At 60.8% G+C, this 16448-nt stretch carries 11 protein-coding genes and 1 pseudogene; 6 read left to right on the forward strand and 6 right to left on the reverse strand.

Annotated elements, in window-relative coordinates:
* Positions 1 to 289 precede the first annotated feature (289 nt).
* Positions 290 to 1279: a tyrosine-type recombinase/integrase gene (locus Y703_RS17140; RefSeq protein WP_051427183.1), complete on the forward strand. Its 990-nt coding sequence runs from the start codon at positions 290 to 292 to the stop codon at positions 1277 to 1279.
* On the opposite strand, the pseudogene Y703_RS21160 reads toward Y703_RS17140, so the two are convergent.
* Positions 1234 to 2575 (reverse strand): annotated as a pseudogene (locus Y703_RS21160) (ISL3 family transposase). The gene Y703_RS17140 and the pseudogene Y703_RS21160 sit on opposite strands and share 46 nt — an antisense overlap.
* A 332-nt stretch (positions 2576 to 2907) precedes the next feature.
* Here Y703_RS21160 and Y703_RS17150 point away from each other — a divergent pair.
* Positions 2908 to 3825, forward strand: coding sequence for a sulfotransferase domain-containing protein (locus tag Y703_RS17150; protein WP_035763337.1), 918 nt, complete (start codon positions 2908 to 2910; stop codon positions 3823 to 3825).
* A gap of 17 nt (positions 3826 to 3842) precedes the next feature.
* Here Y703_RS17150 and Y703_RS0101290 read toward each other — a convergent pair whose 3' ends face one another.
* The 5 genes from Y703_RS0101290 to Y703_RS17155 form a co-directional block, all read right to left on the reverse strand.
* Positions 3843 to 4898 (reverse strand): glycosyltransferase family 2 protein, encoded by a 1056-nt coding sequence (locus Y703_RS0101290; protein WP_343212861.1) that lies wholly within the window; start codon positions 4896 to 4898, stop codon positions 3843 to 3845.
* Positions 4786 to 5580 carry a GumC domain-containing protein gene (locus tag Y703_RS0101295; protein ID WP_162148846.1) on the reverse strand — a complete coding sequence of 265 codons (795 nt, stop codon included), beginning with the start codon at positions 5578 to 5580 and terminating at the stop codon, positions 4786 to 4788. Before Y703_RS0101295 ends, Y703_RS0101290 begins: the two co-directional genes overlap by 113 nt.
* Before the next feature lie 95 nt (positions 5581 to 5675).
* A complete protein-coding gene (locus Y703_RS0101300; protein ID WP_155849351.1) occupies positions 5676 to 6383 on the reverse strand; it encodes a sulfotransferase in 708 nt (235 codons plus the stop codon).
* 140 nt (positions 6384 to 6523) lie between these two features.
* The gene (locus Y703_RS0101305; protein WP_155849352.1) at positions 6524 to 7333 is read right to left on the reverse strand and encodes a hypothetical protein; all 810 of its coding nucleotides are present in this window, start codon (positions 7331 to 7333) and stop codon (positions 6524 to 6526) included.
* 442 nt (positions 7334 to 7775) lie between these two features.
* Entirely contained in the window at positions 7776 to 8819 is a 1044-nt protein-coding gene (locus tag Y703_RS17155; RefSeq protein ID WP_155849353.1) for an O-antigen ligase family protein, read from the reverse strand.
* Between the two features lie 694 nt (positions 8820 to 9513).
* Between Y703_RS17155 and Y703_RS17160 the strand changes: the two genes are divergently transcribed.
* From Y703_RS17160 to Y703_RS0101330, 4 genes are all read left to right on the forward strand, one after another.
* Positions 9514 to 13152 (forward strand): PKD domain-containing protein, encoded by a 3639-nt coding sequence (locus Y703_RS17160; RefSeq protein WP_155849354.1) that lies wholly within the window; start codon positions 9514 to 9516, stop codon positions 13150 to 13152.
* A gap of 306 nt (positions 13153 to 13458) precedes the next feature.
* Complete coding sequence (gene deoC, locus Y703_RS0101320; protein ID WP_035763328.1) at positions 13459 to 14478, forward strand: deoxyribose-phosphate aldolase; 1020 nt, start codon at positions 13459 to 13461, stop codon at positions 14476 to 14478.
* 11 nt (positions 14479 to 14489) lie between these two features.
* Positions 14490 to 15986: an aldehyde dehydrogenase family protein gene (locus Y703_RS17165; RefSeq protein ID WP_035763331.1), complete on the forward strand. Its 1497-nt coding sequence runs from the start codon at positions 14490 to 14492 to the stop codon at positions 15984 to 15986.
* Positions 15983 to 16448, forward strand: a 466-nt coding sequence (locus Y703_RS0101330) for an aldehyde dehydrogenase family protein (RefSeq protein WP_026551297.1), incomplete at its 3' end; no start/stop codon positions are given. The genes Y703_RS17165 and Y703_RS0101330, both read left to right, overlap by 4 nt.

A 16448-nucleotide genomic window follows, 5' to 3' on the forward strand; every position in this document is an offset into this window, starting at 1 on the left:
ATACACGTCCTCTGCTTTCGCGCAATACTGCCGGGATTACAATGTGGTCCGGTCAATGGGTAGGACCGGGTCTTGTTATGATAATGCGGTGGCGGAATCCTTTTTCTCCACGATCAAGAAGGAGCTTATCTACCGTAGGCCATGGCTGAACATTGACGAAGTGCGGGGAGAGGTATTTGAGTACGTTGAAGTCTATTACAACAGGAAGCGGCTTCATTCGACGCTCGACTATTTGACTCCGTCTGAATACGAGATAGAATATAACAGTACGCAACAATTTGCAGCCTAAATACGTGGTGTCCCACAAACTGGAAACGGTTCACAGTGTCTTTCGGCCGGGACTCAGCGCAACCTCTCCGACAACACCATCGCCTCCTACCGCGACACCTGGCGGCTGCTGATCAAACACGTCTGCACCACCACGACAACCCGCGCAGACCAGATACGGCTCGAAAACATCGACCGCGACATGGTCACAGCATTCCTGGACCACCTCAGCAACGAGCGGGCCAACACGGCGGCGACCCGCAATGCCCGGCTCACCGCGATCCGGGTCCTCTACGCCCATATCCTGCCCGACCATCCAGAACACGCCGAGACCATCCGCCGCATCCTCACCATCCCACCGGCCAAGATCGCAAAACCCATGATCAGCTACCTCAACGAAGACGAAACCGATGCACTTCTGGCAGCACCCGATACTTCGACCTGGACCGGCAGGCGTGACCAGATGATGCTCGCCCTCACCGTCAACACAGGACTGCGCATCAGCGAGCTCATCGGCCTTGCCACCACCAGCATCCATACCGGCAACAGCCCATACATCGAATGCGAGGGAAAGGGCCGCAAGCACCGGGCCACCCCAATCAGCGCCAAGACTCGAGACCAAATGCGCGCCTACCTCAACGAACGCACCGCCCGGCCCGGCAGTGCGCTGTTCCCAGGCCCGCGCGGCAACGCGCTTTCACGCGACGCCATCGAACGCCGCCTTGCAACCCACGTCCGCACTGCCACCAAGCCCTGTCCGTCATTGAGTTCCAAGTACGTCACGATGCACACCCTCAGGCACACCACCGCCATGAACCTCCTGCATGCCGGCGTTGACATCACCGTCATCGCCCTATGGCTCGGCCATGAACAAACCTCCACAACTGACATTTACCTCCACGCCGACATGAAGACAAAGAACGCCGCGCTCGAGAAGACCAGACCACCCGAAGTCGCCCCCGGCACCTACACAGCAGACCCGGGGATCCTTACATGGTTCGAAGCCCTCTGACTATGCCGACAAGACCACGAAGCAACCGGCCCGAACAAACCCGACATCAGCTTTGTCGGCATAACCCAGACCTCGGCATAAGCGATCCAATGCCGATATCGGCATTGGATCGCCTCCGTCGGGCCGTTGCTGGTGCCTGGCCGGTCGAAGAACGCGAGTACGTCGGCGGCGCGCTGCTTCAGGGTCCGGCCGAGTCGGTGGATCTCGATCAGGGCGGCGGGAACGCCGCTGGTAACAGCGCCGATGACGGCCTGCATCATCTCCTTCCCCTTCCTCTTGCCCGGTTCCCGATAGGCGGCGACGATCCGCTGATAGATGCCCCACGTCGCTTCGACCTGGACGTGCTCCTCGATCTGGAAGACGGCCTCCAGCCGGGCTTGCTGCTTATCAGTGAGCAATCCCGCGCCGGTGTGAAGGGTGCGTCGGACCTTGTAGAGAGGGTCGCCGGCGCGCCCACGGTGGCCGCAAGTTTCCTGTTGGATGCGTTGTCGGCACCGATCCAGTCCGCCCCCGGCAAGGCGAACAACATGGAACGGGTCCATCACCGGGGACCGCGTCCGGGAGCTCCTCGGAGGTAGCGGTCTTGAAGCCGGTGAAACCATCCATCGCGACCACCTCCACCCCGTCCAGCCACGCTTGCGGTCGGTCAGCGAGCCAGGCCTTGAACACGGCTTTGGAGCGTCCCTCGACCATGTCCAACAGTCGTGCCGGGCCCGTCTTTTCGCGGATTGGGGTGAGATCAATGATCACGGTCACGTACTTGTCGCCGCGTCGGGTATGCCGCCAGACATGCTCATCGACCCCGATCGTCGTGACCCCCTCGAACCGGGTCGGGTCATCGATCAGACGCCGCTTGCCCTCCGCGAGAACAGCGTCATTCGCGGCACTCCAGGACACCCCCAGCCCGGCGGCGACACGGGTCACCGTGAGGTGATCGACCACGATCGCAGCTAAGGCCCAGCGCAGTCCGCCGTGGGAGATCTTCGCCCGCCGCGGAGCTGCCTTGGAGGTGTCCTGACGCCACATCCGACGACATCCCGAGCACTGGTGGCGGCGTACCCGCACCAACAGGGTTGTGGGCCGGTGCCCGAACGGCTCATGCGCCAGCCGGCGAATCACGGTGTCGCGGGGCACGCCCTCGACACCGCACCTCCGGCACCACTGATCCGGCTCCACGACGCGGCATTCCAGCACGGCACGATTCGGGTCCAGATGCTGTCCGACGGCTACCAGGCCGAGCTCGTCAAGGCAGCAGAACGTCGTCAGGTCACGGGTCGTGAAAGTAGGGTTGGGCACGTCGAGGTCTTTCGTCCGGGATGGTCAGTGTGAGAACTTCCATCCTCCGGGAGACCTCGACCTCTACCCCGCCATGACGCGCCCCGACGCGACCATCCGGCCTACACCCTCGTTCGTGAAGAGCCACAAAAGTCCAGTATCTCCGAGCCGCCTCCACACCGCAGAATCCTCGCTCTTGACTTGTCTCAACAAACTGAATACATATGAATGGTTGCGGTGCGCGCCGCATCACGGATCGGGGGAAGCGGCACGCCATGAGTAACAAAGGATCATTCCACACTGAGTCGAACTACCAAGGCGGCAATGCAGGGGGACAGCGACCGGCCGTGCTTATGCTGGGCGGGTTCGGCCGCAGCGGTTCCACTCTCCTGGAGCGCTGCTTGGCTGAATGCCCGGGAGTGGTAGGACTGGGGGAGGTCCTGCACTTGTGGGAACGAGGCCTTCGTGACGATGAATTGTGTGGCTGTTCACTGCCCTTCTCAGCCTGCACCTTCTGGACTGAGGTGGGACAGGAGGCCTATTCGGGGTGGCAGCGCATCGACCCTTCCCTTGCCGTAGCGGACAGGAGCTCTGTAGTAAGGAACCGGTTCATACCTGAATTGGTTACCGGTCTTTCGGGGCGAACCCGGAAAAAACAGCGGCAAAGGCTGCTGTACCGCCTGGACGCTCTGTATCGGGCGGCCGCAAAGGTCGGCGATGCGAAGCTCCTAGTCGATTCCAGCAAACATCCAGCCTACGCATATCTACTTCGCCGTTCCTCGGTAAAGTTAAAATGCGTGCTGGTGGTTCGGGACCCTAGGGGGGTTGCCTTTTCCTGGGCTAAAATCGTTAGGCGCCCCGAAGCTGGTTCCTCAGACGCTTTCATGCCCCGTTACTCCACGGCTGCGGCGGTCGCCAACTGGTCGGCCTATGGGGTGCTGTTTCATGCGCTTACGCTACTCAAAGTACCCGTCAAGACGGTGCATTATGAAGACTTCATGGAACACCCCCGGCAGGTGGTGGATGAGATCCTCTCGTTTGCCTGCGTTGATACCACTGACACCTCGCACATTCAGGACGACGCTGTAACCCTCTCTGAGCACCACACGGTGGCGGGCAATCCCATGCGATTCCGAACAGGCCGGCTTGACATCCGCGCAGACGCAGCCTGGCATGAGCAAATGCCCTCACGAGACCGGCGCATTGCCGGGCTGATCAGTTTGCCATTACGGCTTGCTTACCGTCTCCAGCGTCGCCGCGGTAGCGCCTGATAAACGGTCGCACACGGCTAAATACCGCGACCTCGCGCATTCAATGCCCTCAGAATAGTTCCAGGTTTGATCAAGTTCAGGGTCATCGCCAGCGCAAGATACGCGCGTGGTTCTAGAAGGCTATGGGAAAGCGAAGTGGCGGCCATCTGGCGGGCCGCTGTGTGCTGGTTGCCCAACGCGGCCAGGGCGAACGCTCGCTGACCCTCCATCCATGCCGCCCCGCGCCGATTCGCCCTGATGGATGGATGCTTGTCCATCAAGTAGCCGACTCCGTCCGCCATGGCTTGCCACCGCTGGGAGAAATAGGAACCGCCGGGGTGCCAGAGAACGTCCACCGTCACCTCTGAAAGCACCGCTATCCGGCCCCGCTGCGCCGCACGCAGCAGGAGGTCATAGTCCTCGCCGTAGCCGTAGGGTAGCTCTTCATCTACAAGTCCGACCTCACTCAACAGGTGTTCCCGCTGGAACAGGAACGTGGAGGGATGTGCGCCGGTTAGGCGACTGCCAGCAAGATCGTCCTCGGTGACATACGCCACCTCCGGTATGCGCGTAATGCGGCTATCCCCGAAGTGCACTTCGATTCCACTGACACACCCTGTGGCATTCTGTTCCCGCAGGGACTGTACCTGACGCTGTAATTTGTCCTTTCGCCACAGATCATCGTCGTCACAGAACGCGATGAGGGGAGCCGTCGCAGCCAGAAGGCCGGTGTTCCGGGATCCCGGCAACCCGGGGGTACGTTGGTTGCTCATGACCCTTATTGGTCGAGTGTCAGAGGTCCGGACCAGGTCAGGGCGTTCCGGACTGCGGTCGTACACCACCGTGATTCTGACTGTTCCCGAGTATTCCTGACCCAAGATGCTGTCGATAGTTCGCAGGAGGAGCTCATGCCGGTCCCGTGTGGCGATGATGACGTCTATCGTGCTGTTTGCGCTGATGCTGGTGCCGTGCATAACAAACTCAACCCATCTGTCGGAGCGTCGGGGTTTGGGGTGGAACGGATTTGCGGGGTGGGTTCCACTCCGAACGGTGCGCCCGGCGGCCAATCGGCGACCACCGTCGTAGCACCGCATCGAGGAAGACTGCGATGACAAGTCCGAGGGCGGCTGACGAAGCGGTGTAGACGGGTAATCCGGCGCGATTGCTCTTTGTGGGAACCGCATCGATATGGGAGATATACCCGGGTTCTAATTCGTTGACCGAGAGGGCCGTGAGCTCGGTTTCAAGGTCAACCCGTTCGGTAGCCAATTCTGCGGTCGACTCGGTCGCGTTCTCGTCTGTGAGCAGCACATTATTGCTGAGCTGTTCAAGGCTGAGGTCCACAGAGTCAATCTGAGCCTGAATGGATCTGGCCCTCACATTATCGGCGGCCAACAACGAGGACCGCCGAGCTTCCAGGAATCGCTCAGCGAGTGCGTTGACGGCGTTGTGCGCCTCGTCCGGTTGCAAGGCCGAAACATAGATCCGCAAGATGCGAGAGTTGATGATCGGCGAGATCGTCATATCCTCCAGCAATCCACTGGAGCGGCCTGGGTATGACAGTGATCGTGCTGTTTCGCCCAACACTCGGTCGGAAAGGAGGACCTGGACAGCGGAATCAATCGACACGTCGGCGGGTCGAGAGGCTTCGCCGGCGAGATCCGATACCGCCAAAACCACGACGTCGGTGCGGGCAGTATAGCGCGGCTCACTTCCGAAGAAAACCATTAATCCGACCGTCAATGACGCGGCCAGTACTGATATGAAAAGGGTCATGCGCCGACGTGCGGCAGGCGCCCGGCGTTTTGCCCTCGGGCGGACCAGGGAATCAGCACTTCGGATCCTGGCTGGGAACCGGCCCCGGAAGAGGGTCATTGACGCCAGCTCGGGAGGTATCCGAGCAGCTCGATGAGTCGGTCATCCTCGTCCCTGAATTGCTCTCTCAACCAACGCCTGGTCTGCTCCGGCATCGGGGTACTGGGACGGGAATTGGTATGGATCGGTGTCTGGGGCCACCAGTCATCTAGGCCCAGATGGCGGAGGAGGAGGGGCCATGTCGGTAATCCCGCTGACAAGAACGTGTCAGTGTCCAACACAAGAACCTGCTCCCGCCCCACCGCAGCGAACATCCTTTCCAACTGTGTTGCGTAACGCCCCCGCGCAACGTAGGCGTGGTGCTGATGGGAGAACGATTGGTAGGAGGGATCCGCGATAATGCGCTCCTCCTCCCCGGCGAGCCGTTGCGGTTCCTGCTGCAGCGCTTCCCAAAATTCTAGGTGTTCAAAACCCCGCCCGCGTTCCTGCTTGTGGGCGGAGAAAGCTCTTTCCACCGGATCCCTCAGCAAAACGACAACTTTCACCTGTCCCAATTCGGCAGCGATACGGGTCGCAGCCAGAGGATGGAACATGTAGTAAGGACTCGCTTCGCCGGTAATCATTCGACCAGCGTTGCGGGGTCGTTTGAACGGGAAATGGGCGGCGTAGAATTTGGAGCCCTGACGAAACCTATCGGCGGTGTCGAAGTAGTGAATCCCCTTGTTGAGTAAGGGCGGTAGCACCTGAGGATGCTCGGTTAACATTCGGAACAGGCTCGTGGTTGCGCACCTCTGGGCTCCAGCAATGACGAACGAGGGCCGCATTCTGAAATCTGCGCCCAGCTGACCGACTGATGTTGCAGCAGATCGTGCGTAGTCACGGGCTGACGCCCGGAGTGATTCTCTCAGCGCCATAATGACTTCTTCCTGTCGGTACTCTCGATCGACACCGTGCTATCCCTGACTTGCAGCTGATCAGCAATCACCCGGTGATGCCAACGCGCAAGAGCTTTTACCGGCTGTCCGTGTTCAGTGTGGCTATCGGCAGTGAACCGTGCCGCAATGGTCAATAGATAGCCCACCTTGACGGCCCTGAGAATTAGCGGATCAGTCGTAGATTGAGGGGTGACGGATCCGTGGCGCAGCACAGCGCTAAGGGCTGGACTGGTCCGCTTCAGAGCTTCCCTGGCAGCGGCCGCGTCACCGCGCTGGCGCAGTGCCTGATGGCTCAGATAGTGCACAATGTCACTGCCGACGGGGATGTCAGCGCTAAAACGTTCCCAGTCCCAGATCATCGGCACGGTCGAGGTATGGGCTAGATTCCAGGCGCCGAAATCCCCGTGCCAGGAACCGAAGGGGAGCTCTATTTCACCGTACAACTCGAGGAAACGGTCAAGCATCTCCGCTAGCAGCCCATCCTCGGTGCCTCGAAACGGATCGATCACTGCCGATAGCCGCTTCAGCCAAGGGCTGGACCCGATGGAGACGATGTGGACCCCGGCGGTGGCAGCTATCTGTGCAGCGGCGGCCAGCGGAACCTGCCGCTTAGTCTGACGTCTATCCGGCCGCAGCGAGGACATGACCAGTACCTCATGTTCCCGCCAGAGACCGTGGTGCAGCACCCTGGGCAGGCTGAATGCCGTTGGTGGCGACGCGGCAAGAAGTTGAAGAACGGTACGTTCATGGTCGACCAGCTGGTTGGTCAGAGTGTTCAAACCGATCTTCGCAAACCCAATTTCCGTACCATTGAGTCGATGGACGTTGAGTATAGGTTTTCGGTTCGCGCGAGCAGAGCCTACTGTCAGCGAAATTAGCACTGCTTCTCCGAGCACCTCCCGCAAATAGTCGCTGATGGAATCTGTTCCCGGACTAACCGAGAGGCCGAACGGCATGGTTGCTGAGCCGAGCCTGGTCGACAAAAGGCCGGATAGTACTCGGCGCGGTGCCGATCGCCAGACGTTATCATTGGCGCTGGGCCGCTCCACCGCGTTGGATGCGGCAAGGGTCGAACCAGCCGGAACCAGCATACGAGGGCGGCGGGGCCCCGGTACCAGCCGGAACGGTATGTCCCGCGAAGACACAAGGCCCGCCTTGACTGATGCCCCGGGATAAAGGCTTTCTACAGTGGAGACCAAGTCCTCCAGCTGCTGGCTTTGTCTAACGGTATTCATGCGACCGACTCCTTCGGCGAATGGGTTCATGGTTATCCGTTCTGTCTCGGTTTTGTTCAAACCGCCACAGTAAACCGAGGCAGATCATCAATGTCATCAGTGGGGAGGCGATGGTGTCGTAGAAGGGAAGGACACAAATGAAGAACAGCACGGGGTAAAACAGCACCGAGGCCCTTGGATCAGGGCTGGTGAGGGCGGGAAGCGAGCGCCGCCCGATGAAGATCAGGAAGAGGACCAGCCCCAAAAATCCGGTGGCGAAGATCAGGTACCAGAGGGTCCCCTGAGTGCCCAGCTGCGGGGGGGCGCATTGGCTGCAGTCTGCAGTGGCACCCCCAGCGACCGAGAAAAAGTTACTCTGACGGGCACGGGGTGCCCCAAACCCAATGATCGGCGAGTAGGTGATCGCCACCTCCAGCACCGTGTCTGCTAGGTTGGACCGCCCCGCATCGCTGTGCGGATTATCCAGCCGCACAAAGATGAGGTCCGCCAGAGGAGTCAGAAGCAGCACTAGATACCCGGCAGTTCCCGCGACGCCGAAGCTGATCATGGCCAACCACCTGCCCTTAACCGCGAGGTGAATACTTGCAACCACTGCCATGATCAGGATGGCCAACCACAGCCCCCGGTTCAACGTGAAGATTACGGGCGGAATGGCTGCGATAAGAATGACGACAAAGAGAATCCGCTGAAAGGTGTTCTTCGTATAGCGATAAGACAGGAGATAGAACGGCAGGAACATCCCGAAGTTGGCGCCCCATGAGTTGGCGTATTCGAACGGAGCCTTCGGTCGCGGAGTCTCGTACCCCAAAATGCTCTGGATCTGGGCCAGGCCAGGATGGATGAGGTTGTTGAGGAAAGTGTTGGATGCCAGGGATTCCGGAAGCGCTACCTCCAACAGCGACGGAAAGTCGATCCGGTACAGAAATTGGCCCGCGTACCCGCCAACCACGGTGACGAGGAACATCCAGGCCATCAGGAGGACAACCCGCCTGGTTGGAAGTTCCTTCTCCGTGCTATTGCCGATAAACACCAGGACAACCGTGACGGCTATGAACCATGCGACGCGATAGGCCCAAGGCAGGATACGTTCGGGACCGGATTCAGGTAGTAGGCCTGGGATAGGTTCCCACAGTACGAAAAAGCCAAGCCCGACGACTACCAGAAACAGCAGCCAAACGCCGAATTCTGGCGGGAGGTGCAAAGCCCTTCGACGTAACAGGTGGTATGCGAGGGGTATTGAAAGGAGGAGGAACCCCAGAACACCGAACCCGAGAACCCACCAAAGGGGAAATCCGGCAAGGAAAACGACGAGTGGCCAGGATGGTCCAAGCGCAGGAAAGAACCTGCGTCTTGACCGGACACCCGATCCCTCCGGACGATGCTCTCTTGTCCCCAGATCCAAGATTTGCCTCTAATTTTCTTTTGGTATCACACACAGTGATCCAAATCATAGTGCGTGTCTCCCTATTTATGGCAGGTCTAAAGCCGATTATTCAGTCCGCCACGCTGGTGGCGAGCGGTTTGACGGATCCCTACCGGTATGGCCTTCCTAAAACCGAGTAACGGTTGACGAAAGACCAGTATCCGATACGCACTTTGAGTGTTTCTTTTCGAGATTTCTGATCACATAATGATGCATCCGAGGCCTCGTCCGGTCTCAGTTTGCTGCACAAGGGAGTGCGGCAATCCGCTCTGGCGTAAGCCAAAATTGGAAGAGGAAGTCAGTGCGAAGATTCATTTCGATCCTTCTCGGGTTGCTAATGGTTGCTGGGTTCGGTGTCGCGATTCCCGGAGCAGCAACCGCATCAGAACAGACTCTGTCATCGGTAGTCCGTTCAACACCCGTCAACTACACGCCTCATGTACTCGACGGGATTGTGTTCTCGATCGCGGAGGCCGGTGACACGATAGTTCTGGGTGGGTCGTTCACCCGGGTTCAGGCGAGCGCCGGGGGGCCGGTCTTGACACGCAACGGTGTGGTTGCGTTTAACAAGAACAATGGTCAGATCAGCGCCGGTTTTGCGCCGCAGTTCAACAGCACGGTGCGAAGCGTGGTCGCGGCGCCAGACGGACAATCAGTCTACGTTGGTGGCCAATTCGGCACACTCAACGGGGCAAGCACGTCCAAGGTAGTTCGGCTCGCGCTGAGCAACGGTGCCCGGATCACCGCATTCAACGCGGGGAATATTAATGCAGTAGTGCACGACATGAAGCTGTCCGGCAATCGGCTCTTCATTGGCGGCGAATTCGCCGCGATACGGAGCCAAGCAAGAACGGCGCTCGCCGAACTCGACCCGACCACGGGCGCGCTCCGTACCAACACGAACATCACTTTTGCGGGCACACACAACGGCGGGACCACCTTCGTCCATAAGTTTGACGTGACTCCGGACGGCCAGACAATGGTGGTTACCGGCAATTTCACGTCAATGAACGGTCTGGATCGTGTACAGGTAGGAATGGTCGATTTATCAGCGACCAACGCCACCGTCGCGAACTGGCAGTCCGATCGGTGGAAGCCAAACTGCTACTCAGTCTTTGCCTATTATCTCAATGATCTCGACATCGCTCCTGACGGATCCTACTTCGTACTCGGCTCAATGGGCGGTTATGGCAGCGGTCCACCAACTCTGTGCGACACGGTATCCAGGTGGGAAATGAACGATCGCGGCGCGGCACTGAATCCGATCTGGTCGGACTACACCGGGGGCGACAGCGTGTATGCCTTGGAAGCAACCGGGGACACTGTCTACTTCGGCGGACACAACCGCTGGATGAACAATCCGTTCCGAGCTGACGCTGCAGGGCAAGGCGCTGTGGAACGGGAGGGTATGGGTGCGCTGAGCGCGCTCAGCGGGCTTCCAATGAAGTGGAACCCAGGACGGGACCGTGGCCGCGGTGTCTTCGATCTCCTCGCAACATCTCAGGGACTATGGGTGGGATCCGATACGGATCGAATTGCTCGCTTCCTCTACCGTGCCAGGATTGCGATGTTCCCGCTAGCCGGCGGGACGGCCATACCCACTGCAACAGCTCCGGCGTTGCCAGTCGATGTGTTGCAAAGCGGGAAACCCAGTGGCTCGGTGGATCCGCGGTACCTTTACCGGGTCAACGCTGGCGGCAGCTCGATCGCCTCCATAGACGCCGGACCGGACTGGGTAGGTGACATTGCGGCTCCGGGCAGCACGTATCGCAACACGGGTAATGCCGCGACCTACGCCGCTGTTCCGCAGGTTACTGGAGCCGTACTTGCTGGTACCCCTCGTGAGGTATTTTCAACCGAGCGCTGGGACTCAGCAAGCGCACCGGAGATGAAATGGTCGTTCCCGGTGACCACGGGCAAAAACGTCCAGGTGAGAATCTATCTCGCGGACCGCTGCTCCTGTACTCAGGCCAATGGTTCACGGGTGTTCTCAATGACAGTCGACGGCCAGATGGCCTTCGGGAACTATGACATAAACGCCAGTGTGGGCCACGACACGGGAACCGTGCTGACAAGGGACATCACCAGCGACGGCACGGTGGACGTCGAATTCCTTCACGTCACTGAAAACCCGCTGGTCAATGCAATCGAAATTTTCGATCGTGATGCGCCTGTCCCGGATCCGGGCCAGGCAAACCAGCTGAGCCAGGTGTACTTCACAGGTAATGAGGGGGTGGTGGCCAACCCAAACGTGACGGGTGCCGTCGCGTGGGACAGCGTCCGTGGCGGGTTCGTCGCGGCTGGCTCCATGTACCTTGCAATGTCCAACGGGGAACTGCATCAGCGATCCTTCAACGGTTCACAAATAGGCGGACCAACAGTCATCAATTTGAACGGTCTGGCAAACTTCGCGAGCGAGATGCAGTCGATGACAGGTTTGTTTTACTCAAATGGGCGTATTTACTTCACCCTGGCAGGCCAAACCAGTCTGTTCATGCGCCACTTCGAGATTGACAGTGGGATTGTCGGTGCCCAGCGGTTCACTATTGCTGGCCCGACGGGCGGTATGACCTGGAGCAGCGTGCGGGGCATGTTCCTCGCCGGCGACACGTTGTATTGGGCCTCCGCGGACGGCAATCTCAATGCTCTGGACTGGACGGAATCGGTGGGTGACGGAACCGTTTCGGGCACCTCCGCTGCCGTGAGCGGTCCAGCACTGGATGGTACCAACTGGACAGCGAAGGGGCTGATCGCCAAACCGGGAACGGCCCCTCCGCCAGCTAATGGCCCACCTTCCGCAAGGTTCAGCCAGACATGTGATGGCCTCGAGTGCACATTCAATGGCGCGGGATCGACCGATTCCGACGGGACCGTCGACTCGTACGCCTGGACCAGCAGCGACGGCGGATCCGGGACGGCAGCGGTCTTCACCCGGAAGTTCGCCTCGGCTGGCACCTACGATGTCACCCTCACGGTCACTGATAATGACGGCGCCACGTCGCCGACCACGCAGGAAGTGACCGTCAGCGCTGCCCCGCCCGTGAATAAGGCTCCGACGGCCAGCTTCACTGATATTTGCGAGGACTTGACGTGTACGTTCGATGGGTCTGGTTCGTCGGATCCGGACGGTGCAGTTAGCGGTTACGCCTGGGCGTTTGAGGGTGGGCCAGCTGCCGAGGGTGAGGTGGTTACGCGTACCTTCGCGGCGGCGGGTAGCTATAACGTCACGTTGACGGTGACGGACAATGCTGGCGCCACGGGGACTGTTTCACGCGCCATCGTGGTGAGTGGCGTTCCAGATCCGACGACGCCGGTTGCGTTCGTGGCCTCGACGGCGAGCAGTAACACCGGCTCGGTGGCCACCCACAGTGTTACAGTGCCGGCGCAGGTTCGGGCAGGCGATGTGATGGTGGCGATGTTCTCCACCAATTCCGGAACGGTGGGGGTTACTCACCCATCGGGATGGATTGTGTCAGCTGAGGGGGCGACCACTTCGATGCGGTCGGTGATGTATGGCCGACTTGCCACTGCAGCCGATGCGGGATCTACGGTATCGGTGCGCACAGCAACCTTTAACCGTGGCACTCTCGTAATTACTGTGTATCGCGGGGCGCAGATAGCTGGTGCATCGTTTGATTTGGAGACGGAGACCATCAGTCGTGCACAGCACACCACCCCGACGCTGCCTGCTGCGGCTGGCGATTGGGTGTTGTCTTACTGGGCGGATAAAACCGCTGGGACCTCCAGCTGGGCTGCCCCGGGTGGAGTGACGGTGCGGCAGACCGGGGCCGGAACGGGGGCCGGACACATGAGCTGGCTCGCGGTAGACAGCAATGGACCGGTCAGCGGAACCACTGCGGGTGGTCTGACCGCAACTGCGAACAGCGCCACGGGTAACGCCGTCATGGGAACCGTCGTCATCAAACCAGGTGCTCCCTAACCAACGGCGCTGCATAGCAGCTGGAACGGCGGGTCCCTCCGGTCACCAACCGGGAAGGGGCCCGCTGTTCTCGCATCTCACCCATCCGGTGCTGAAGCCAGCATTACCAGGCGTAATGCCGGACCGGCCAGCGCATCGCTGCGGGCGGGGTGCGGTGGTAAAGTCGAACCCGACCATACGGGTATGACCTCCTGTCCCACAGCCCCCCGAAAGCCAGCCGTCAGCAGCGCAGCCGCGGCCCACTTTCTGCGCTGTGGGAACCGTCCCGACATGGCACCGAATCAAAAGTACGGAGAACACTCAAGGATGGAAACTACTGCCACCGGGAGCACCGCAATTGCTCCTGCGTCACGTGCATTGGAAGTGATCGGCGGGGACCTCACCGAGAAGGCCCTGAAACGCTACCTTGAGGGCATCGCTGGCGTTGACGCTGTGGGCCTCGAAGCACGTGCGGCCTCTCTCGGGACCCGGTCGATCAAGACCACGTCGAAGGCCTGGGCGCTGGACAAGATCATTTCCCTGATCGACCTGACCACTCTCGAAGGGTCCGATACGCCGGGGAAGGTCAGGTCGCTCGTCGCGAAGGCGTTGGTTCCCGACGCCGGCGATCTCTCCACCCCACGCGTTGCTGCGGTCTGCGTGTATGGCGACATGGTGCCGTACGCGGTCGAGGCGCTGGGGAGGGCCCACGACGACGACGCGCCGGGCCGCATCAACGTTGCAGCGGTTGCCACTGCGTTCCCCAGCGGGCGGTCATCCCGTTCAGTGAAGCTCTCCGATACCGCCGACGCTGTCGCAGCGGGTGCGGACGAGATCGACATGGTCATTGATCGTGGCGCGTTCCTGTCGGGCCGGTATGGTCTGGTTTTCGACGAGATCGTTGCGGTGAAGGAGGCCTGCCGCCGCTCGGATGGGTCGTCCGCGCATCTGAAGGTGATCCTTGAGACCGGTGAGCTGAATACGTACGACAACATCCGGCGTGCGTCGTGGTTGTCCATTCTGGCGGGCGGTGACTTCATCAAGACCTCCACCGGCAAGGTGGCCCCCGCGGCGACCCTCCCGGTGACGCTCTCAATGCTTGAAGTGGTCCGCGACTGGCATCGGCTCACCGGCGAAAAGATCGGCGTGAAGCCGGCCGGCGGGATCCGCACCTCAAAGGACGCCATCAAGTACCTGGTCACTGTCGCCGAAACGGTCGGAGAGGAATGGCTGCAGCCTGACCTGTTCCGCTTCGGCGCCTCAAGTCTACTCAATGACGTGCTCCTGCAGCGTCAGAAGCTCACCAGCGGCAGCTACTCCGGCCCTGCCTACGTCACGATCGACTAAGGATACGACCCATGACTTTCCTCGAGTACGCACCGGCCCCGGAGTCCACGGCCATCTTGGACCTCAAGAGCGAGTACGGCCTGTTCATCAACGGTGAGTTCGTTCCCGGCAACGGTGAATCCTTCACCACCATTTCTCCTGCCACCGAGCAGACGATCACCACCATCTCCTGCGCCAGCGAGTCCGACGTCGACACCGCCGTCGGCGCCGCACGGCGCGCCTACGAGAAAACCTGGTCGAAGCTCTCCGGCACTGACCGGGGCAAGTACCTGTTCCGCATCGCCCGTCTGGTGCAGGAACGCTCCCGTGAACTGGCGGTCGCCGAAACCCTCGACAACGGCAAACCGATCAAGGAAAGCCGCGACGTCGACGTTCCCCTGGTCGCCGCCTGGTTCTTCTACTACGCGGGGTGGGCTGACAAGCTCGACCATGCAGGAATGGGCGCCAACCCGCGTTCGCTGGGTGTCGCGGCCCAGGTGATCCCGTGGAACTTTCCGCTGCTGATGCTCGCGTGGAAAATCGCCCCGGCCCTGGCCGCTGGCAACACGGTGGTGCTCAAGCCCGCCGAGACCACTTCCCTGACCGCTATGCTGTTTGCCGAAATCCTGCAGCAGGCTGACCTGCCCGCAGGTGTGGTCAACATTGTGACCGGTGCCGGGGCGACAGGGTCGGCCCTGGTCAATCACCCGGACGTGAACAAGGTCGCCTTCACCGGCTCCACCGCCGTGGGCCGGTCCATTGCCCGCTCGACGGCCGGGACCGGCAAGAAGTTGACCCTTGAGCTCGGCGGCAAGGGCGCGAACATCGTGTTCGACGACGCCCCCATCGACCAGGCCATCGAAGGCATCGTCAACGGGATATTCTTCAACCAGGGCCAGGTCTGCTGTGCCGGATCGCGGTTGCTGGTGCAGGAATCGGTCCACGATGAAGTAGTCGAACGGCTCAAGGAGCGTATCTCCACCCTGCGGGTGGGCGACCCGCTGGATAAGAACACTGACATTGGTGCCATCAACTCAGCAGCCCAGTTGGGCCGGATGCGCGAGCTCTCCGACGTCGGGGAGCAGGAGGGCGCCACCCGGTGGAGCCCGGCCGGCACCCTGCCGCAGCAGGGCTTCTGGTTCCCGCCCACCATTTTCACGAACGTGGCAACGAGCCACCGCATTGCGCGGGACGAGATCTTCGGGCCGGTGCTGTCCATCCTGACGTTCCGCACCCCTGCCGAGGCGATCGCGAAGGCCAACAACACCCCCTACGGTCTCTCGGCAGGGATCTGGTCGGACAAGGGCAGCCGGGTCCTGGCCGTCGCCGACAAGCTGCGCGCCGGTGTGGTCTGGGCCAACACCTTCAACAAGTTCGACCCGGCCTCACCGTTCGGCGGCTATAAGGAGTCCGGCTACGGCAGGGAGGGCGGCCGCCATGGATTGGGCGCCTACCTGTCCCCGGCCGCAGCCCGCACGTCAGTGGTTTCGGCCATCATGAATAAGACCCCTCTGGGAGGCTCCAAATGAGTGCTGCACGCCTAGGGGTGCCGAAGACCTACAAGCTGTACATTGGCGGGAAGTTTGTCCGCAGCGAGTCCGGGCGGGTGTACGAGGTAGCAACCACGAAGGGTGGCCCCATGCTGAACACGATCAACGCCGCCAAAGGCTCGCGCAAGGACGCCCGCGACGCCGTCTCCGCTGCCCGGTCAGCTGTCAGTGGCTGGGCCGGGACCTCCGGGTACAACCGTGGCCAGGTGCTCTACCGTATTGCTGAGGTCCTCGACGGACGCCGGTCCCAGTTCGCCGACGAAATCGCCGCCTCCGAGGGGGTCTCGACTGCCGTCGCGGCCGCCCAGGTGGACGAGGCCATCGACCTGTGGGTTTGGTACGCCGGCTGGGCCGACAAATACGTCCAGGTGGCAGGGAACGCCAACCCCGTCTCCGGCCCGTACTTCAACCTGTCCACCCCCGAACCCACCGGCGTCGTCG

Origin of the sequence: Arthrobacter sp. H20, assembly GCF_000520515.1 — a bacterium.
Classification (GTDB): Bacteria; Actinomycetota; Actinomycetes; order Actinomycetales; family Micrococcaceae; genus Arthrobacter_D.